The 20,064-nt window shown below is 66.9% G+C and carries 13 protein-coding genes; 11 read left to right on the plus strand and 2 right to left on the minus strand.

The annotated features are described in order from the left end of the window. Positions 1-38 precede the first annotated feature (38 nt). The 9 genes from ahcY (at position 39) to K5Q19_RS06480 (ending at position 14,661) form a co-directional block, all read left to right on the plus strand. A complete protein-coding gene (ahcY, locus tag K5Q19_RS06440; RefSeq protein WP_292942366.1) occupies positions 39-1,454 on the plus strand; it encodes an adenosylhomocysteinase in 1,416 nt (471 codons plus the stop codon). 138 nt (positions 1,455-1,592) lie between these two features. Then, entirely contained in the window at positions 1,593-3,953 is a 2,361-nt protein-coding gene (locus K5Q19_RS06445) for a PAS domain-containing sensor histidine kinase (protein WP_292942369.1), read from the plus strand. Between the two features lie 13 nt (positions 3,954-3,966). Continuing rightward, complete coding sequence (tsaE, locus tag K5Q19_RS06450; protein WP_292942372.1) at positions 3,967-4,416, plus strand: tRNA (adenosine(37)-N6)-threonylcarbamoyltransferase complex ATPase subunit type 1 TsaE; 450 nt, start codon at positions 3,967-3,969, stop codon at positions 4,414-4,416. Beyond that, positions 4,407-5,405, plus strand: a complete 999-nt coding sequence (locus K5Q19_RS06455) for a phosphotransferase (RefSeq protein ID WP_292942375.1) — start codon at positions 4,407-4,409, stop codon at positions 5,403-5,405. The genes tsaE and K5Q19_RS06455 overlap by 10 nt, the downstream gene beginning before the upstream one ends. Beyond that, positions 5,402-6,121, plus strand: a complete 720-nt coding sequence (locus tag K5Q19_RS06460) for a nucleotidyltransferase family protein (RefSeq protein WP_292942377.1) — start codon at positions 5,402-5,404, stop codon at positions 6,119-6,121. Before K5Q19_RS06455 ends, K5Q19_RS06460 begins: the two co-directional genes overlap by 4 nt. Next, on the plus strand, positions 6,114-9,089 hold the full coding sequence (gene addB, locus K5Q19_RS06465; RefSeq protein WP_292942380.1) for a double-strand break repair protein AddB: 2,976 nt from the start codon (positions 6,114-6,116) through the stop codon (positions 9,087-9,089). The genes K5Q19_RS06460 and addB overlap by 8 nt, the downstream gene beginning before the upstream one ends. Further along, the gene (addA, locus tag K5Q19_RS06470) at positions 9,086-12,568 is read left to right on the plus strand and encodes a double-strand break repair helicase AddA (protein ID WP_292942383.1); all 3,483 of its coding nucleotides are present in this window, start codon (positions 9,086-9,088) and stop codon (positions 12,566-12,568) included. Before addB ends, addA begins: the two co-directional genes overlap by 4 nt. A 66-nt stretch (positions 12,569-12,634) precedes the next feature. Further along, positions 12,635-12,955: a thioredoxin gene (trxA, locus tag K5Q19_RS06475; RefSeq protein WP_292942385.1), complete on the plus strand. Its 321-nt coding sequence runs from the start codon at positions 12,635-12,637 to the stop codon at positions 12,953-12,955. A 74-nt stretch (positions 12,956-13,029) separates the two neighbouring features. Continuing rightward, the gene (locus K5Q19_RS06480) at positions 13,030-14,661 is read left to right on the plus strand and encodes a M20/M25/M40 family metallo-hydrolase (protein WP_292942388.1); all 1,632 of its coding nucleotides are present in this window, start codon (positions 13,030-13,032) and stop codon (positions 14,659-14,661) included. A 7-nt stretch (positions 14,662-14,668) separates the two neighbouring features. Here the strand turns inward: K5Q19_RS06480 and K5Q19_RS06485 are convergent, their stop codons facing one another. Both K5Q19_RS06485 and argJ read right to left on the minus strand, forming a co-directional pair. Next, positions 14,669-15,469: an inositol monophosphatase family protein gene (locus K5Q19_RS06485; RefSeq protein ID WP_292942393.1), complete on the minus strand. Its 801-nt coding sequence runs from the start codon at positions 15,467-15,469 to the stop codon at positions 14,669-14,671. Then, positions 15,466-16,692, minus strand: coding sequence for a bifunctional glutamate N-acetyltransferase/amino-acid acetyltransferase ArgJ (gene argJ, locus K5Q19_RS06490; RefSeq protein WP_292942395.1), 1,227 nt, complete (start codon positions 16,690-16,692; stop codon positions 15,466-15,468). Before argJ ends, K5Q19_RS06485 begins: the two co-directional genes overlap by 4 nt. Before the next feature lie 120 nt (positions 16,693-16,812). On the opposite strand from argJ, the gene K5Q19_RS06495 reads away from it, so the two are divergent. Both K5Q19_RS06495 and secA read left to right on the plus strand, forming a co-directional pair. Beyond that, entirely contained in the window at positions 16,813-17,073 is a 261-nt protein-coding gene (locus K5Q19_RS06495) for a hypothetical protein (RefSeq protein ID WP_292942397.1), read from the plus strand. Between the two features lie 97 nt (positions 17,074-17,170). Beyond that, positions 17,171-19,903: a preprotein translocase subunit SecA gene (secA, locus tag K5Q19_RS06500; RefSeq protein WP_292942400.1), complete on the plus strand. Its 2,733-nt coding sequence runs from the start codon at positions 17,171-17,173 to the stop codon at positions 19,901-19,903. Positions 19,904-20,064: the final 161 nt, after the last annotated feature.

Genomic DNA, 20,064 nt, shown 5'->3' on the forward strand with positions numbered 1-20,064 from the left:
GGGCCTTTCGTTTTGCTTGCAATCTTGGAGACTGCCTCGTGGCCAGCGTGCTTGAAGCCCGGAAAGACTATGTGATCGCCGATATCGGCCTTGCCGACTTCGGGCGCGCCGAAATCAGGATTGCCGAGACGGAAATGCCCGGCCTCATGGCGCTGCGCGAGGAGTTCGGCCCCTCGCAGCCGCTCAAGGGTGCGCGCATCACCGGCTCGCTCCACATGACCATCCAGACCGCCGTGCTGATCGAGACGCTCGTAGCGCTCGGCGCCGAAGTGCGCTGGGCCACCTGCAACATCTTCTCGACGCAGGACCACGCCGCGGCCGCCATCGCCGCTGCCGGCATTCCGGTCTTCGCGGTCAAGGGTGAGAGCCTTGCCGAATACTGGGACTATGTCGGCTCGATCTTCGATTGGGATGACGGCACGGGCCGCACCGCCAACATGATCCTCGACGACGGCGGTGACGCCACGATGTTTGCGCTCTGGGGCGCGCGCGTCGAAGCGGGTGAACCGCTGTTCGAGCCGAGCAATGCCGAGGAAATCGAGTTCGTCCGCGCGCTCACCGCGTTCCTCAAGAAGAAGCCCGGCTACCTCACCATGTCGGTCGCCCACATCAAGGGCGTCTCGGAAGAGACCACCACCGGCGTTCACCGCCTCTATCAGATCGCCAAGGACGGCAAGCTGCCGTTCCCCGCGATCAACGTGAACGACAGCGTGACCAAGTCGAAGTTCGACAATCTCTATGGCTGCAAGGAATCGCTGGTCGACGCGATCCGCCGCGCCACCGACGTGATGCTCGCCGGCAAGGTCGCCTGCGTCGCGGGCTTCGGCGATGTCGGCAAGGGTTCGGCCGCCTCGCTCCGCCAGGGCGGCGCGCGCGTCATGGTCACCGAAATCGATCCGATCTGCGCGCTGCAGGCGGCGATGGAAGGCTATGAAGTCGTCACCATGGAAGAAGCGGTCAAGCGCTGCGACATCTTCGTGACCGCGACCGGCAACGAGGACGTCATCACCGCCGATCACATGAAGGCGATGAAGCCGATGTCGATCGTCTGCAACATCGGTCACTTCGACAGCGAGATCCAGATCGCCGCGCTGTCGAACTACAAGTGGACCGAAGTGAAGCCGGGCACCGACCTCGTCGAGTTCCCGGACGGCAAGCAGATCATCGTGCTCGCCAAGGGCCGCCTTGTGAACCTCGGCTGCGCCACCGGCCACCCGAGCTTCGTGATGAGCGCAAGCTTCACCAACCAGACGCTGGCGCAGATCGAGCTGTTCACCAAGAGCAGCCAGTACAAGAACGAAGTCTACGTTCTGCCCAAGCATCTCGACGAGAAGGTCGCGGCGCTGCACCTCGCCAAGCTCGGCGTGCAGCTCTCGAAGCTTTCGGACAAGCAGGCTGCCTACATCGGCGTCTCGCAGCAGGGTCCGTTCAAGCCGGATCACTATCGCTACTAAGCATCGCTGGAGGTCTGCCACCTCCACCGGACGGAATGGGGCCCGCGTGCAAGCGCGGGCCTTTTTCATGCGCCGATCCCACAGCTTGTGCCTTGCGTGACATTGTAATTTGCCGCGCCGCACCCTAGCCAAGCAGGGATGGTCCTGCCGCCCTTTGCCCTTGTTCTCATTGCGCTTGTGCTCGCCGCCTGGACGCTGGGGGCCGCGTGGGCGGTGCTGTCTGCCCGCGGCCGACTCGCCCGGGCCGAAGCGACCCAGCGTCTCGCCCGCCGCCTTTCGCGCATGATCGAGGAAGCGCCCGCGCTGCCTTTGCTCGTGCGGGCGGACGGACGGATCGAAGGGCCCTCCCGGCTTGCGGGCTGGTTTGGGCTCGATGCGGTGCCCGGTTTTCTCAGCGAGCTTGATGCTGGGGAGAACGGGCTCGATGAAGTCCAGCTCTCGCAGCTCAGCGATGCGGTGCGCAAGGCGCAGAAGACCGGCGCCCCGTTCGAACTGGCGCTCACCCCGCGCGGGGGCAAGCGCAGCCTTGGCGCGCGGGGCCATCTCGCCGATCCGCAAGTCTCACCCGGCGGCGCGGCGCTGGTGTGGTTCTTCGACTTTACCGACAGCGTGGCCGAGCTGCGCCGCCTGCGGGCCGAGGCGGCTTCCGCTCGGGCGGATTTCGCGGCGCTGGCGGGCTTGATCGAGGCGGCGCCCCTGCCGATGTGGTTCCGCGGTCCGGATATGGCGTTGCGCCTCGTCAATAGCGCCTATGTCAAGGCGGTGGGTGCCACGAGTGCGGCGGATGTGGTCTCGTCCGGCACCGAGCTGATCGAGCCGTTCGAGGGCGTGAGCGCGGCCAAGATCGCCCAGCAGGTCTTCAGCCGCCGTTTGCCGATCGAACGGGTGGTCTCCGCGACGATCGGCGGACAGCGCCGTTCGATCCGCGTTTCGGACCTGCCGCTGGGCGACGACGGCGTTGCCGGCTACGCGGTCGATACCGAGGAAATGGAGGAACTGCAGCGCCAGTTCCGCCGCTTCCGCGAAGCGCAGCGCGAGATGCTCGATACGCTTTCGGCGGGGATCGCGCAGTTCGATGAAAAGCGGAACCTCGTCTTCGCCAACCAGCCGTTCCTGCGCATCTTCAGCGTGCCGCAGGCCTGGGTGGTCGATACACCGCCCTTCGACCGCGTGCTCGACCGCATGCGCGACAGCGCGCGCCTGCCCGAAGTGCGCGACTTTCCCGAATGGCGGCGCGAGCGGCAGGGCTGGTTCCTTTCCCGCGAACCCCGCGAGGAATCGTGGCACCTCGGCGATGGCACGCATCTGCGCGTGATCGGCCAGCCGATGCCCGATGGCGGCCTGCTGATGATCTTCGAGGACCGCACCGAGCAGCTCCAGCTTTCCGCCACGCGCGATACGCTGCTGCGCACCCGCACCGCGACGTTCGACAACCTGTTCGAATCGCTCGCCGTATTCGGCCCCGATGGCAGGCTGCAGTTGTGGAACCGGCGTTTTGCGAGCGAGATGGGCCTCGAGGAGGAATTCCTTGCCACCCACCCGCGCGCCGATGCGCTGCTCAGCCGGATTGCCAAGCTGCTCAAGCGCCCGGCGCAGGTCAGCACGATCGGGCAGGTGATCCAGTCCGCCTCGCTCGAACGCAAGCAGCAGAGCGGGCGGATCCTCCTCGCGGACGGGCGCTCGTTCGCCATCGCCGGGGTGCCGCTCCCCGATGGCAATGGCCTTCTCACCGTGCTCGACATCACCGATTCCGAAAAGGCCGAGGCGGCGCTGCGCGAACGCAATGCCGCGCTGGTCGAGGCCGACGCGGTCAAAACGCGCTTCATCGCCAACATGAGCTACGAGTTCCGCACCCCGCTTACTTCGATCGGCGGGTTTGCCGAGCTGCTGCAGAGCGGGATCGCGGGCGACCTTTCCCCGCAGGCGCAGGAATACGTGAGCGCGATCCTCACCTCGGTCGAGCGGCTCGGCGAGCAGATCGAGAATGTGCTCGATCTTTCGCAGAGCGAGGCGGGAACCCTGCCGCTTGCCGCCGAGCCGGTCGACTTGTTCCCCCTGCTCGGCGACGTGGTGCGCGAGAGGGCCGAGCGGCTGACCGAAGCCGGCATCACGCTCGATCTGCGCGGCAGTTCGGCCATCGGTAGCGCGACGGGCGACCGCAAGCGGCTGAGGCGGCTGTTCGGCCAGCTGATCGACAATGCCATTGCCGCAACCCCCAAAGGCGGCCGCATCCTCGTCGAAGCCACGCGCCGCAAAGGTGGCAAGGGCGGCAAGGGCGCGCTGCAGATCGTCGTTTCCGACAATGGTCTGGGCATGGACCCGGCGCAGCTTGCCCGAGCGCTTGAAGGGCTCAAGATCAGTGCCGATGGCCGCTCGGTCGAGCGGCGCGGCGGGGTCGGCCTGCCGCTGGTCCGCCAGCTTGTCGCCGCGCATGGCGGCACGTTCGAGCTCCTGTCGGAAAAGGGCGAGGGGACCAGCGCAATGGTGACGCTGCCATGAAGGAGATCGGGGCATGATCATTCCGCTTCCCGATCTTGCTGCAACCGACGCTCTGGCAAGGCGGATCGCCGGCCTGTTGCATCCCGGCGACGTCATCGCGCTCAGCGGTGGCCTCGGCGCAGGCAAGACCACGCTGGCGCGCGCGATCATCGCCGCGCTGGGCTACACTGGCGAAGTGCCGAGCCCCAGCTTCGCGATCATCGAGGTCTATGATCCGCCCGCGCTGCGGCTGCGCGTCGTCCATGCCGATTTCTACCGGCTTGAGGACCCGGAAGAAGCGATCGAACTCGGCCTTGACGACTACCGCGCCGATGCCGTGCTGATTGCCGAATGGCCCGAACACGCTGGCGGTTTCGCGCATGAACCGGCCTGCCTGTCGATAAGGCTGGAAATCCTCGAAAACGAGCGAAGCGCCATTGTGGAAGCGGGGCCCGATTGGCTAGAGCGCAGGGGATGGACGTGACCCTTACCGAAAGCGCCCTGCCAGAAGGCGCCCATCCGTTTCTTTCCGCCGCGGGCTGGGGCACTGCGGTGATCGAACCGATCCCCGGTGATGCCTCCGCGCGCCGCTATTTCCGTCTGCGCCGCCCGGGCGCGACCGCGATGCTGATGCATGCGCCGCCGCCGGGCGAAGACCCCGAACCGTTTCTGCGCGCGGCCCGCTGGCTGGACGCGAACGGCCTGCGCGCGCCGCAGATCTATGCGGAGGATGCTGCGAAGGGCTTCGTGCTGCTGCAGGATTTCGGCGAAGTCCGCATGCGCGAATATGTCGATGCCTGGCCGCAGGACGAGCGCGAAGTCTATACCCACGCGGTCGATGCCCTGCTGCAATTGCATCGTCTGCCACCGGGGCCGTTCACCGGCTACTCGCTGAGCGAATACCAGCGAGAGGCGCGGCTCTTTGTCGAATGGTATTGCCCGGTGCAGGGGCTGGGTGTCGATCTGGCCGGATGGATGCAGGCGTGGGAGCAAGTGCTCGGCCCGCTGCTCTCGCGCCAGCGCCCGGGGGTGACGGTGCTGCGCGACTACCATGCCGAGAACATCATGCTCGATGGCGGGCTCGGCAAGCAGGGCCTGCTCGATTTTCAGGACGCGCTGGTTGGCCATGCCGCCTACGATCTCGTCTCGCTGCTGCAGGATGCGCGGCGCGAAGTTGATCCGGCGCTGGAGCGTGAGATGCTCGATCACTACGTGGCCGCAAGCGGCGCGGACGCGAGCTTTGCCGAGGACTACGCCCGGCTCGGCGCGCAGCGCAACGCGAAGATCGTGGGCATTTTCGTGCGGCTGTGGCGGCGTGACGGCAAGCCGCGCTACCTCGACTATATCCCACGTGTGTGGGGCCTTTTGGAGCGCGATCTGGCGCATCCCGCGCTGGCGCCGGTCGCACGCTGGTTCGATGCCAACATTCCGGATGACTTGCGCGAACGCCTCGGCGGGACGTTCAACGTATGACCACGCTCGTCAGCGATGTCGCCATGGTGCTCGCCGCCGGGATCGGCAAGCGCATGCGCCCGCTGACGGCGACGCGGCCCAAGCCGCTGGTTCGCGTCAATGGCCGCGCGCTGATTGATCACAGCCTCGACAAGCTGGTTGAAGCTGGCGTGTCGCGCGCGGTGGTCAATGTGCATTACCTGCCCGGGCAGATCGAGGCGCATCTGGCGCAGCGCAGTGCACCCGCCATCGCCGTTTCGGACGAACGCGAGGCGCTGCTCGAAACGGGCGGCGGCATGGTCAAAGCCTTGCCGCTGATCGATGCCGATCCGTTCTTCTGCCTCAACAGCGACAATGTCTGGCTTGATGGCCCGCAAAACGCTTTTGCCGCGCTAAGCGATGCGTGGGACCCGGCGCGGATGGATGCGCTGCTGCTGCTGGTGAACCACGCGCGGGCGTTCAACTACACCGGGCGCGGTGATTTCCACCTCGATCCGTTGGGGCGCATCAGCCGCCGCAAGCCCGGCCGGGTCGCGCCGTTTATCTATACCGGCATCCAGATCGTTTCGCAGCGCCTGCTGCGGGATGCGCCGCAAGGGGCCTTCTCGACCGGCGTGCTGTGGGACCGCGCCATTGCGGACGGGCGGCTCTACGGCATTTCGCACAATGGCCTGTGGTTCGAAGTCGGTGCGCCCGAAATGATTGCGCCGACCGAAGCCGCATTGCAGCGTGGCTGACCGCAAGCCGAGCGTCTATTCGATCGCCGCACATCGCGGCTTTGCCGACGCGCTCGTGGCGGGGCTCATCCCGCGCTACCGCGAGGAGGGCTTTGGCCTCGCGCGGCTGACCCTGCTGCTGCCGACCCGCCGCGCGGTGCGCATTGTGACCGAGGCGTTCATCCGGGCGAGCGGTCCGGAGGGCGGGTTGCTGCTCCCGCGCATGGCGGTTGTCGGCGATCTCGATCTCGACGAGACGCTGGGGCCGCTGCTCGATCCCTTGGGGCAGGGCGCCGACCTGCCGCCAGCGGCCGATCCTGCCGCGCGGCTGCTCGCCCTGGCCGAAATGCTCCGCAGCGATCCCGATACGCGCACCACGTCTGCGCCGGGGCTGCTCCGGCAGGCGCGCGTGCTGGCGCAGGCGATGGACCGGCTCGCGGTCGAGGATGTCGAATTGGAAGCGCTGCTCGACCCCGAAGTGATCGGGCTGGTTGGCGAACTCGCCGAGCACTGGCGGCAGGGGACCGCGCAATTTGCCCGCATTCTCGCGCGCTGGCGGGCGCGGTGCGAGGAGCGCGGGGAGATCGACGCACCGATCCGCCGCAACCGCCTGCTGGCGCATGTCGCCGAGCGTTGGCGGCGCGAGGCCCCGGCTCATCCGGTGGTGGCGGCCGGCGTCACATCGGCAGCGCCTGCGGTCGCACGGTTGCTGCGGGTCGTTTCGGAATTGCCGCAGGGCGCGGTGATCCTGCCCGATCTCGATCTGGCGCTGCCGGATGCTGTCTGGAATGCGCTGGGTGCGGCGGGCAATAGCGAGCGGCCCGATGCGCCGGTGTTTGGCCGCGATGATGTGGCGACGCATCCGCAATACCACCTCAAGCTCCTGCTCGCGCGCATGGGGATTGCGCGCGGTGAAGTAGCGGCATGGCACCGCTCCGGCCCGGCTGCCGCCCCGCCCGAACGCAGCCGCGCGATCTCGAACCTGTTCCTGCCGCCCGAAGCCAGCACGGTCTGGGCAGAATTGCCTGCGGAAGCGCGGCGCCTTTCGGGCGTTCGCCTGATGGAAACCGCGCACCCGGAAGAGGAAGCGCAGGCCGTTGCGGTGCTGGTGCGGCAGGCGCTGGCCGAGCCGGAGAAGCGCGTGGCCGTCATCACGCCCGATCGCGATCTGGCGCAGCGGCTCGTGGCCCATCTCGAGCGCTGGGGGATTGCAGCCGATGATACGGCGGGCCGCCCGCTGTCGCAGACCCCGGCCGGGCGGGTCCTGCTCCAGCTTGCCGAGATTGCGGCAACCGCTGCCGCGCCGGTGCCGCTCCTCGCACTTCTGGGCCATCCGCTGGTGCGGCGCGGGGAAGGGCGCCCGGCATGGCTGGAGCGTGTGCGCCAGCTGGATCTCGTGCTGCGGGGCCCGCGTCCCGGGCCGGGGCTGGAGGCCGTTGGTCGCGCCGTTGCCGCCAAGGAGGCGGCCTGTCCCGGCCTTTCTGCATGGTGGGACGAGGTAGCCGCAATTCTGGCGCCGCTCCTGCATGATGCCGCGCCGCCGTCGCTGGCGCTGGGGCTCGATACGCTGGCCGGAGTGGCCGAGGCCCTGTGCGGAGGGGCGATCTGGGGCGAGGCCGATGGCCGCGCGCTGGCGGCGTTCGTCGAACAATGGCGTGAGGCGGCGCAGGGCAGCACGCTGCCGGTGGAGTCCGCCGACCTGCACGCACTGCTCGGCGATGCGCTGGCCGAAATCGCGGTGCGCCCGCCCTATGGCGGCCATCCGCGTCTTGCCATCTACGGCTTGCTCGAAGCGCGGATGAGCCGCGCGGAGCTGGTGATCTGCGCGGGGATGACGGAAGGCAAGTGGCCCGCCGCGCCTGCACCCGATCCCCTGCTGGCACCGCCCGTGATGCGGGCGCTGGGCATTCCCGGCGCCGATTTCCGCATTGGCCTTGCCGCGCACAATCTCGCCGCCGCTTTGGGCGCGCCGGACGTCGTGCTCAGCCATGCGGCGCGCGATGCATCAGGGCCGGTGATCCCCTCGCGCTTCCTGCTGCGCATCCGCGCGATGCTCGGGCGCGAACTGGAGCAAGAGACCGAAGCCGTGCGCATTGCCCGCGCGCTCGACAAGGCGCCGCCTGCCGAGGCCTATCCGCAGCCGGAGCCGATGCCGAGCGCGGAGCAGCGCCGCGTCAGCATCGCCTCGACCGCGCTCGACCGGCTGCGGGGCGATCCCTACCAGTTCTATGCCTCGGCGATCATGGGCCTGCGCAAGCTCGATGCGCTTGATGCGGTGCCAACGGCAGCATGGCGGGGAACAGTGGTGCACGCGGTGCTGCAGAAGTGGCACGATGGCGGCAGCAAGCGCGGTGACCTCCTGCCGCTGGCCGAGCAGACCCTCGCCGAACTCAGCGCGCACCCCTTCATGCGCGGGCTGTGGCGGCCACGGCTGCTGGCGGCGCTGCAATGGGTGGAAGACCACAACGCCGAGCTTGCCGTGCAAGGCCGTCAGCCGGTGCTGTGGGAGAAGACCGGCGCGACCGAGATCAAGGGCGTGACGATCCACGGCCGGGCGGACCGGATCGATCGCCTCGCCGATGGCACGCTGGCGGTGGTCGACTACAAGACCGGCAAGCCGCCTTCGGGCAAGATGGTGCAGGAAGGCTATGCGCTGCAGCTCGGCCTTGTCGCGTTGATTGCCGAGCGGGGCGGGTTCGCCGGGCTGGGCGGCAAGGTGCATGGCTTCGAATACTGGTCGCTGCAGAAGAAGTCGGACACCTTCGGCTATTGCGAGGAACCGGTTCCGGGCAGTCGCAAGACGACGGGCCTGCCGCGCGAGGAATTCGTCGCGAAGACCGAGGGCTTCCTGATCGAGGCCATCGACAAGTGGATCCTTGGCACCGAGCCTTTCACCGCGCGGCCCAATCCGGACCTCCCCGGCTATACCGATTATGACCAGCTGATGCGGCTCGAAGAGTGGCAGGGGCGGGGAGCGAAGCCTGCATGAGCAAGGTCTATCCGCTTCAGGACAACCAGCGCCTTGCCGTGCAGCCGGAGCGGACCGTGTGGCTCTCGGCCTCCGCAGGCACAGGCAAGACACAGGTCCTCTCCGCGCGGGTGCTGCGCCTGCTATTGCAGGATGGCGTTTCGCCCGATCAGATCCTGTGTCTGACGTTCACCAAGGCCGGCGCGGCCGAAATGGCGACGCGCGTGAACGAGGTGCTGGCGCGCTGGGTGCGCTTGCCCGAAATCGAACTGGCAGGCGAACTCAAGGCGATCGGCGCGCCCTATGGTCCGGCAGCAACGGCCCGCGCCCGCAGCCTGTTTGCCGCGGTGCTCGATTGCCCGGGCGGCGGCCTCAGGATCGAGACGATCCATGCCTTCTCGCAGTGGCTGCTGGGGGCCTTTCCGGCGGAGGCTGGGCTCGTGCCCGGCACGCGCGCGATGGAGGACCGCGACCGCGATCTCCTCTTGCGCGAGGTGCTGGCGGACCTGCTGATCACCGCGCAGGAGCAAGGCGATGATGCGCTCTTCGCCGCGCTCGAAGACCTCAGCCTGCGCATGGGCGAGGATGCGGTGCCGGCGTTCCTGCTGCGCTGCGCTTCGGCCCACGCGCTGTGGGAAAGACCCGGCGCCTGGCAGCCACCGCTGCGCCCCCGGATCAACAGGCTGCTCGGGCTCGATGCCGAAGAGGACGGCGCCGGCCTTGCCGATCTGGTGCGCGACAGCGCGTTCGATGTGCGCGCGGTTGAAGTGTGCATGGAGGCCAACCGGCGCTGGGGGACCGCGCAGGGCATGGATGCAGCGTCGGTTATGCAGGATTGGCTGGAGTCCGATCCTCGCGCCCGAATCGCTGGACTGGATGACTTCGCGGGAAGATTTCTGACCGGAAAAGGCGAGCCCAGATCACCGCGCTATCTTCTGAAGCACGAACCCGCCTATGCCGACTATCAGGACTGCGTGATCGAGGACTTGCAGCGCGTGCAGGAGATGCGCGCGCTGATCGATCTTGCCGCCCGCCTCGATCCCGCGCTCACACTGGGCCGGCGCTTTGCCCTTGCCTGGGCCGAAGCCAAGGCGCGCGAGGGCTTCATCGATTTCGACGACCAGATCCGTGCGGCAGCCGATCTCCTGACCAAGCAGGCACCCGCCGAATGGATCCGCTACAAGCTCGATCGCCGCTTCGATCACATTCTCGTCGACGAAGCGCAGGATACCAACACCGCGCAGTGGCGCATCGTGCTCGATGGCCTCGTCGGCGATTTCTTCAGCGGCGAGGGGCAGCGCGGGGATGTGAACCGCACGCTGTTTGTGGTCGGTGACTACAAGCAGGCGATCTTCGGCTTTCAGGGCACGAGCCCGGAAAACTTCGCCGCCGCGCGCGAGCGGGTGAAGCGGCAGCTGGATGAGCTGGCGGAGGCCACTGCCGACCCGGCGAAGGCACTGCTGCCGCTGGGGCTGGGCCGGTCCTACCGCACGGCCGCATCCGTGCTCGCCTTTGTCGACCGCGCGATTGCGGCGATCGGACCGGAGCGGTTTGGTCTGCCCGAGGCGCCCGAGCAGCATCGCGGGGATGACGCGCGCCCGGGCCTTGTCACGCTGTGGCGCACCGTTGGCGGCGCGGCTGATGAGGAGGACGACGCCCCGGCAGGGGACGGTGACGAAGGCGGCGAGACCTGGCTCTCCCGCCCGGATCGGTTGATGGCCGATCAGATCGCGCAGCAGGTGCGCCAATGGCTCGATACCGGCTTTCCGCTCCACAAGGGCGGCCCGCGCCGCGCCACGCCCGGTGATATCATGGTGCTGGTGCGCTCGCGCAAGGCGCTAGCGGGGCTGATCGTCGCGCGGCTCCATGCGCGCGGCGTGCCGGTGGCGGGGGTGGACCGCTTGCGGCTCGGCGCGCCGCTGGCGGTGAAGGATCTGGTCGCCGCCTTGCGCTTCTGCGCGCAGCCGCTCGACGACCTCAACCTCGCTTCACTTCTGGTTTCGCCGCTGGTGGGCTGGTCGCAGGACATGCTGCTGGAGCATGGCTACCGCGCCAAGGGCGTGCGGCTGTGGGATCACTTGCGGCAGACTGAAGGCCCGGCCACTTATCCGGCGATGGAGCAGCTGCGCGGTGCGCTTGCCCGCGCTGATTTCGGCTCTCCGGCGCAATTGCTGCACTGGCTGCTGGTGGGGCCGTGGCAGGGCCGCCGCAAGCTGGTCGCCCGGCTTGGTGACGAGGCCAACGATCCGATCGACGAGTTGATCAATGCCGCCATGGCCTATGCCGGCGGCCAGACGCCGAGCCTTGTCGGCTTCCTGCAATGGTTCGACGCCGGCGATGGCGAGCTGAAGCGCGAGGCAGGCCAGAAGGCCGATCTCGTGCGGGTGATGACCGTGCATGGTTCGAAGGGCCTCGAAGCGCCCATCGTGATCCTGGCGGACGCGGCTGCCGATCCCGACAAGTCGATGCCGCGCGGGCTGGCGCTCGAGGAACTGGTGGTCGACGAGCGCCGCAAGGTGCCGCTGCCGCCCTTGCGCAAGGCCGAGCAGGCGGGGCCTGTGCGCGAGGCCGCCGAAGCGGCTGCGGCTGCCGAGCGGGAAGAGCATTGGCGCCTGCTCTATGTCGCCATGACGCGGGCCGAGGAAGCGTTGTTTATCGGCGGCGCGCTGGGCAGCAAGGCGAAGGCACCGCCCGAGGAAAGCTGGTATGCGCAGCTCGCCCCGCTGTTCGGCGAGGAAGACGGCGCCTGGCGCGAGGATACGATCTGGGGGGCGACCCGCCAGCTTGGCGGGCTCGGGCCGCTTGCCCCGGCCATCGTTGCCGCGCCGCCGCCGACAGGACCTGGCGAAGCCCTGCCGGAGTGGCTGGCCGCGCCGCTCCCGGCCGAGCCGCGCCCGCCGCGCCCGCTGGCGCCATCGGGGCTGGGGGAAGCGGGCGATGCGTCCGATCCGCCATCGCCTCCGGGCCCTGCCGCCCGCCTTGCGGCACGGCGCGGCACGTTGCTCCACAAGCTGATCGAACGCCTGCCTGAACTGCCTCCCGCCGCGCGCGAGGCGGCCGCGACGACATGGCTTGCGCGCATGGCCGCCGACTTCGATGATGAGGCGCGCGCGGCCATGGCCGCAGCGGCGCTGCGCGTGCTTGCCGAACCGGCCTGGGCCGAAGTGTTTGGTCCCGGCTCGCTTGCCGAAGTGCCGATTGCCGCCGTCGTCGGCGAACGCGTGGTGAGCGGCACGCTCGACCGGCTGCTTCTTCAGGAAGACCGCGTCCGCGTGGTTGATTTCAAGACGGATCGCCGCCCGCCGCAGGATATCGCGGATGTGCCGCTGGCGAGCCTCAGGCAGATGGCCGCCTATGTCGCCGCGCTCGAAGCGATCTATCCGGGGCGCCGGATCGAGGCTGCACTGCTTTACACGCACACGCCCTGCCTGATCGTGATTCCCGATGCGGTGATCGCGGCGCAAAAGCCAGCCCTTCAGGCCGCGCAGGAAAGCTTTTAGCGCTGCTTTCTTGCGCGGCGCGCCAGAGCGCTTACATACTGGCGCAACCCCAAGGAGTTTCCTGATATGGCCACCAAAGCCGTTACCGATGCCAGCTTCGCCGCCGATGTGCTCGGCTCCGACAAGCCCGTTCTCGTCGATTTCTGGGCCGACTGGTGCGGCCCCTGCAAGATGATCGCGCCCGCGCTAGAAGAGATTTCGGAAGAGCTGGCCGACAAGGTTTCCATCGTGAAGATGGACATCATGGAAAACACCTCGATTCCGGGCGAAATCGGCGTGCAGTCGATCCCGCTGATGGTGCTGTTCAAGGATGGCAAGGCCGTCGCCCAGAAGCTGGGCGCCGCGCCGAAGAGCCAGCTCAAGGGCTGGCTGGAAAGCGTTCTTTAAGGCACCGGGTTGGCAAGCGCCAAGCGGGGTGCAAGACTGCGGTCCTGCACCCCTGCTTCCGGAGCCGCCTTGCCATGCCGATTTCGCCTTCTCGCCGTTTCGCTCTGCTCTGCGCGGCGAGCCTGATTGCCCCTCTTGCCGCAAGCCCCGTTCAGGCCGCGCCTGACAGCGACAATGCTGCCATCGCGCGCATCATCGACGAGGGCATGAACCGCAGCGAGGCGATGACGACCGCCTCGGCGCTGATGGACCGCATCGGCCCGCGGCTCACCAATTCCGAAAGCCATCGCAAGGCGGAAAGCTGGGCGATGGACCTGCTGCGCCAGCGCGGCCTTGCCAACGTGCATGTCGAGCCGTTCGACTTCGGTGTAGGCTGGAACCTCGACAGCTATTCGGTCGCCATGGTGACCCCGCGCGCCTTGCCGCTGACGGCGATCCCGGTTGCCTGGTCGCCGCCGACGGGCGGCACCATCAAGGCTCCCATCGTGATCGCCCCGATGTCGCGCGCGGAGCACTTTGCCGAGTGGAAGGGCAAGCTCGCGGGCAAGATCGTGCTTGTCTCGCTTCCGGGCCAGACGAGCGAGAGCAAGGGGCCGGTGTTCGAGCGCTATACGGACAGCGATATCGCCGCGCTTGATACCTATACCAAGCCCGATTTCGATCCCGATGCGCCGGCGATCCAGGTCCGCAATCGCCGCTTTCAGGGCAAACTCGCCGCTTTCCTCAAGGCCGAGGGCGCTGTGGCGATGATCAAGATCAGCTACCGCGACGGCAAGCTGGTCCACGGCGAGGGCTACGATTTCCAGCCCGGCCAGACGCTTGCGCTGCCCGCCATCGAACTGGCGCAGGAAGACTATCGCCGGCTGGTGCGTCTGGCGAAAACCGGCGACGCGCCCGAAGTCGCGATCACTGTTGCCGCGCGGTATGACGAAAGCAACCTCAAGGCCGAGAACGTGGTCGCCGAGATCCCGGGCAGCGATCCCAAAGCGGGCTTCGTCATGGCCGGTGCGCATTTCGACAGCTGGATTGCGGGTGATGGTGCCAATGACAACGGCGCGGGCAGCATCACGGTGCTCGAAGCGGCGCGGCTGATTTCCAAGCTCGGCATCAAGCCCAGGCGGACGATCCGATTTGTGCTGTGGAGCGGGGAGGAGCAGGGCCTTCTCGGCAGCCGGGCCTATATCGAGCAGCACCTCGCCACGCGCCCGGTCGATCCCGCGCTCAAGGGCATCGATTCCTACGTCGCCTGGCGCAACGCCTTCCCGATCACGCCCAAGCCCGAATACAGCCAGCTCAAGGCCTATTTCAACATGGACAACGGCTCCGGCCGGTTCCGGGGGATCTACAGCGAAGGCAATCTTGGCGCCGAGAAGCTGCTCAGGGAATGGCTCAGCCCGTTCAACATGCTGGGCGCGGACAAGCTGGTCGTTAGCAAGACCGGCGGCACCGACCACGTGTTCATGCAGGCGATCGGGCTTCCCGGCTATCAGTTCATTCAGGACCCGCTGGATTATGACAGCCGCGTCCACCACTCCAATCTCGATACGGTGGACCACATGCGCGGCGATGACATGCGGCAGGCGGCGGTGATCATGGCGGGGATGCTGTGGCAGGCGGCCAACAGCGACAAGGAACTGCCGCGCGCCGTGCTGCCCGCGCAGCCCGCGCCGACGGATCCGTTCAAGGTGCGAGATCCGGCGCAGTGAGAGCAGATCAGCCGAGCGAGTGCTTCACAAATTCTTCAAACAGCGCGGGTGAAGAGGCTGCAAACAGGCCTTTTTGCCCGTGCTGATCGGTGCGGTACGGTGAACCATCTGGCCGAGCCGCCTTGCCCCCCGCTTCGTTGACGAACAGCACGCCCGCTGCATGGTCCCACGGCAAAGTGCGCTCGAACACCGAGATATCGTTCACCCCCAGCACGAGGCGCGGATACTGCTCGGCGGCGCAGCGCGGGATATCGACCAGCGTGTAGTGCGGCGCGATGCGGGTCTGTACGGCGGCGCGCTGGGCCGGATCGAGGAACACCGTGCTGATCGCGGCGATGGGCTGCGCTCCTCCGGTCGGACGGGCAGTCACCCGCTCGCCATTCACGAAAGCGCCCTTGCCCTTGTGCGCGATGCACAGCCGGTCCTGCAGCGGATCGTAGATCCACCCGCTTTGCGTCTCACCCCCGTCGCTGAGCGCAAGGATAATGCCGAAGGGCGGCTTGCCGGCGGCGAAGTTGTTGGTGCCGTCGACGGGATCGATGATCCAGCACAGCCCTGTATCAAGCCGTGACATGAGGGCAGGGTCGGCGTGTACCGCTTCCTCACCGACAATCGCCGCCTCGGGCAGGATCGTCGCGAGGCCCTCGGCCAGCAGGGCTTCTGCCTCGGTATCGGCAATCGTGACCATGTCGTTGGCCGCCTTGGCGATGACTTCGTGCTCGGCCAATGTCTGGTAGCGCGGCAGAATCGCCTCGGCGGCAACGCGGCGCAGCAGCGCGGCGATCTGGCTGTCGAGGGCTTCGCTCATGAGCGATAATCGGCGTTGATCGCGATGTAGCCATGGGTGAGATCGCAGGTCCACACCGCCGCGCGGCCCTCGCCAAGGCCGAGATCGACCTCGATGGTGATCTCCTGCCCCTTGAGGTGCGCGGCAACCGGCGCTTCGTCGTAATCGGGCAGCGGCTGTCCTTCGCGCGCGGCCCAGGTACCGCCAAAGCCGATGGAAAGCCGGTCGCGGTCGGCAGGTTCCCCCGCCTTCCCGACGGCCATGACGACGCGGCCCCAATTGGCGTCCTCGCCGGCGATGGCGGTCTTCACCAGCGGCGAATTGGCAATCGCGAGCCCCACACGGCGGGCGCTTTCGTCGCTGACGGCGCCGCTCACCGTCACCGCGATGAACTTCTGCGCCCCTTCGCCGTCGCGCACGACAAGGTGGGCGAGTTGGCGGCAGACGTCATGCAGCGCGGCGGCAAAGGCATCGGCGCCGGGGCTGTCTGCTGACACGAGCGGGGCATTGCCCGCAGCGCCAGTGGCAAACGCCAGCACCGTGTCGCTGGTCGAAGTGTCGCTATCGACCGTGATGCAGGAAAACGTGCGCGTATTCGTGTCGGAGAGGCAGGCCTGCAGGAACGCCGGGTCGACCGCCGCATCGGTGAACACATAGCCCAGCATGGTCGCCATATCGGGCGCGATCATGCCGCTGCCCTTGATGATGGCGCTGAGCGTGACCTTGACGCCGCCGACCATGGCTGTGGCAGTCGCACCCTTGGCGAAGGTGTCGGTGGTGCCGATCGTGTTGGCGGCGTCCTCCCACGAGCAGGGCTCGGCCAGCAGCGCGGCCTCGATCCCGGCGCGGGCCTTGTCCTTGGGCAGCGGCACGCCGATCACGCCGGTGGAGGAGACGAAGACCTCCGCGCGGTCGCAGCCAAGGTGCCCTGCAACCTGATCCATGATCGCCTCGACCGCCTCGCGCCCCCGGTAGCCGGTGAAGGCATTGGCGTTGCCTGCATTGACCACCAGCGCCCGGGCGCGGCCCTGCGCGACATTCAGGCGGCCCAGCTCGACTTCGGACGAGCAGCAGACATTGCGGGTGAACACGCCAGCCACTGCTGTGCCCTCGCTCAGTTCCACGATGGTCAGGTCGCAGCGGCCCCAGTCCTTGTAACCGGCGCGGGCAATGCGCGGTGTTGCCCCGTTGATGGCGGGGAGTGCGGGGAAAGGCTGGGCGAGGGGGGAGCGGTCGTGGGCCATGGAAACGGCCCTAGCGCGGCGTGCGCCCCGCTTCAATCGCCGAGGCTGGCGGCCGTGCGTGCAATAAATCTTCGCTGTGGTGGTAGACCTGCGGGGCAATTCCCCTTATCTGCGCCAGTAATGCGGCTGCTGCTCGTCCTTCTTGCCTTGCTTTCGGGCCTCTCGCTTTCCGAAGTGGCGGCAACCTCTGCGCGCTCGGAAATGATCGGTGCGGCGGCAGGCACGCTGCTGGTGGCAAGCCAGGAGCGCAAGGCCGAGGTTGGCCTGGCCAAGGCACAGCGTCCGGCGTGCGAACAGCGTCCGGTCCGCACGATCGTCCTCCCGGTTCTCGCGTTCATCCGCGCGATCACCATCAGCATCTGGGACCGGCCGCTCGAATAGGGCCCCGCATCCGATAGCTACCCCGCTCCGCCAACGCGCGGACGCCTGACCGGCGCGGTTCAGTCCGCGCACCCCAATTCAGAAAAGGAATACAGCCATGCTCGGCAGCATCGCCAAGGCCATTTTCGGCTCGTCCAACGATCGTTACGTCAAGTCGCTCGACAAGATCGTGCGCGCCATCGCCGCTTACGAACCGGAAATGCAGGCGCTTAGCGACGAGGAACTGCAGGGCCAGACGGCTAAGCTGCGCGGGCAGCTCGAAGCGGGCAAGACGCTTGATGACATTCTGCCCGAAGCCTTCGCCACCTGCCGCGAGGCCTCGCGCCGTGTGCTCGGCATGCGCCATTTCGATGTTCAGATGATCGGCGGCATCGTGCTCCACCGCGGCGAAATCGCCGAAATGCGCACCGGCGAGGGCAAGACGCTGGTGGCAACGCTCGCCTCCTACCTCAATGCGATCGAGGGCAAGGGCGTCCACGTCGTCACCGTCAACGATTACCTTGCCAAGCGTGACGCGGAATGGATGGGCCAGATCCACAAGTTCCTTGGCCTCACTGTCGGCGTGATCGTGCCCAACATGAACGAGTACGAGCGGCGGCAGGCCTACGAGGCCGACATTACCTATGCCACCAACAACGAGCTCGGCTTCGATTACCTGCGTGACAACATGAAGCACGAACGGTCCCAGATGGTGCACCGCCCGTTCAACTTCGCGATCGTCGACGAAGTGGACTCGATCCTGATCGACGAGGCGCGCACGCCGCTGATCATTTCGGGCCCGACGGACGACAAGAGCGAGCTCTACGTCTCGGTCGACGCGGTGGTTAAGCAGATCGATCCCTCGCTCTACGAGGCGGACGAGAAGACCAAGAACATCTCGCTGACCGAAGACGGGGTCGAATGGGTCGAGCGCAAGCTTGAGGACGCCGGGCTGCTGGTCGGCTCGAACCTCTATGACGTCGAGAACACGATGGTGGTCCACCACCTCGATCAGGCGCTCAAGGCCAATGTCATGTTCAAGCGGGACATCGACTACATCGTGAAGGACGACAAGGTCGTCATCATCGACGAGTTCACCGGCCGCATGATGGACGGGCGGCGCTGGTCGAACGGGCTGCACCAGGCAGTGGAAGCCAAGGAAGGCGTGCAGATCGAGCCCGAGAACCAGACGATGGCCTCGATCACCTTCCAGAACTACTTCCGCATGTATCCCAAGCTTTCGGGCATGACCGGCACCGCCGCGACCGAGGCGCCGGAGTTCTTCGACATCTACAAGATGAACGTCGTCACGATCCCGACCAACGTGCCGGTGCAGCGCCGCGACGAGGAAGACGAGTTCTACAAGAACACGACTGACAAGTTCCAGGCGATCGCGAAGCTGATCCGCGAGCGGTACGACAGCGGTCAGCCGGTGCTCGTCGGCACCGTCTCCATCGAGAAGTCGGAAATGCTGTCCGAGTTCCTCAACCAGGAAGGCGTGAAGCACAACGTTCTGAACGCCCGTTTCCACGAGATGGAAGCTCATATCGTGGCGCAGGCTGGCCGGCTTGGCGCAGTGACCATCGCGACCAACATGGCCGGGCGCGGCACCGACATTCAGCTCGGCGGCAATGCCGAGTTCCGCATCGAGGACGAACTGCGCGAGGTGCCCGAAGGGCCGGAGCGCGAGGCGGGGATCGCCCGGATCAAGGCCGAAGTCGCCGAAGAAAAGGCCAAGGTGCTTGCCGCGGGCGGGCTCTGCGTGATCGGCACCGAGCGGCACGAAAGCCGCCGCATCGACAACCAGCTGCGCGGCCGTTCGGGCCGTCAGGGCGATCCTGGCCTCTCCAAGTTCTACCTTTGCCTTGAGGACGATCTCCTGCGCATCTTCGGGCCGGACACGCTGTTTGCCCGCATGATGAATTCGAACCTTGCGGACGGTGAGGCGATCGGTTCGCGCTGGCTTTCGAAGGCGATCGAGACCGCGCAGAAGAAGGTCGAGGCGCGCAACTACGACGTACGCAAGCAGGTCGTCGAATACGACAACGTGATGAACGACCAGCGCAAGGTGATCTACGAACAGCGCGCCGACATCATGGATGCCGAGGCGGTCGAGGATGTCGTGCTCGACATGCGGCAGGACACGATCAACGCGATCGTTGCCGATGCCTGCCCGCCTGGCTCCTACCCCGAACAGTGGAATGTGCCGCTGCTGGCTGAGCGCGTGAGCGGCATCCTGGGCCTTGAGCCGCCGTTCGATGCCTGGCTCTCGGAGGATGGGCTCGAGCCTGACGTCATCGAGGAACGCATTGCGGCGATGGCAGAGGAAAAGATGGCCGCGAAGCTCGAGACCGTCGATCCGGCGTCATGGCGCAATCTCGAGAAGTCGGTGCTGCTCGAGCGGCTCGATCACCACTGGAAGGAGCATCTCGCGACGCTCGATGCGCTGCGGCAGGTGGTGTTCCTGCGCGCCTATGCGCAGAAGACGCCGATCAACGAATACAAGCAGGAAGCCTTCGGCTTGTTCGAGAAGATGCTAGAAGTGATCCGCGAGGACGTGACGCGCATCCTGATGACGAGCGAGATCCGCATGGGTCCGCCTGAAGACTTCCAGCTGCCCGAGCTGCCCGATTTCCTGACCAGCCACATCGACCCGCTGACTGGCGACGACAACGCGCGGCCGGTGCCGGCTGGCCAGCTGTTCGGCACCTTTACCCCGCCGATGGCAGGTTCGGGCGCACCGGCGCAGGGCGGGACCGATCCCTATGCCGGGATGGGCATCAGCCGCAATGCGCCTTGTCCGTGCGGATCGGGCCAGAAGTACAAACACTGCCATGGCACTCTTGCCTGACAGACGCTCACCGATCGCACGATTGACTTCGTGTGATTGGTGAGAAGGCCAAGTTAAAGAATTGTAATAGCCTCAAGATCACTCGCATGGTGCAAGGCCGACCGGTTCGGTTCCGGTGCTGAGGTCCGCTTGCGGGAGCGAGATCGGGCATGATCCGACAA

This window comes from Novosphingobium sp., assembly GCF_019748365.1.
Taxonomy (GTDB): Bacteria; Pseudomonadota; Alphaproteobacteria; order Sphingomonadales; family Sphingomonadaceae; genus Novosphingobium.

Coding starts and splice junctions, on each gene's coding strand:
- K5Q19_RS06485 (WP_292942393.1), bottom strand. CDS start 15,469: ATGAGCGAAGCCCTCGACAGCCAGATCGCCGCGCTGCTGCGCCGCGTT.
- trxA (WP_292942385.1), top strand. CDS start 12,635: ATGGCCACCAAAGCCGTTACCGATGCCAGCTTCGCCGCCGATGTGCTC.
- tsaE (WP_292942372.1), top strand. CDS start 3,967: ATGATCATTCCGCTTCCCGATCTTGCTGCAACCGACGCTCTGGCAAGG.
- K5Q19_RS06495 (WP_292942397.1), top strand. CDS start 16,813: ATGCGGCTGCTGCTCGTCCTTCTTGCCTTGCTTTCGGGCCTCTCGCTT.
- K5Q19_RS06460 (WP_292942377.1), top strand. CDS start 5,402: ATGACCACGCTCGTCAGCGATGTCGCCATGGTGCTCGCCGCCGGGATC.
- argJ (WP_292942395.1), bottom strand. CDS start 16,692: ATGGCCCACGACCGCTCCCCCCTCGCCCAGCCTTTCCCCGCACTCCCC.
- addA (WP_292942383.1), top strand. CDS start 9,086: ATGAGCAAGGTCTATCCGCTTCAGGACAACCAGCGCCTTGCCGTGCAG.
- K5Q19_RS06445 (WP_292942369.1), top strand. CDS start 1,593: ATGGTCCTGCCGCCCTTTGCCCTTGTTCTCATTGCGCTTGTGCTCGCC.
- K5Q19_RS06480 (WP_292942388.1), top strand. CDS start 13,030: ATGCCGATTTCGCCTTCTCGCCGTTTCGCTCTGCTCTGCGCGGCGAGC.
- secA (WP_292942400.1), top strand. CDS start 17,171: ATGCTCGGCAGCATCGCCAAGGCCATTTTCGGCTCGTCCAACGATCGT.
- K5Q19_RS06455 (WP_292942375.1), top strand. CDS start 4,407: ATGGACGTGACCCTTACCGAAAGCGCCCTGCCAGAAGGCGCCCATCCG.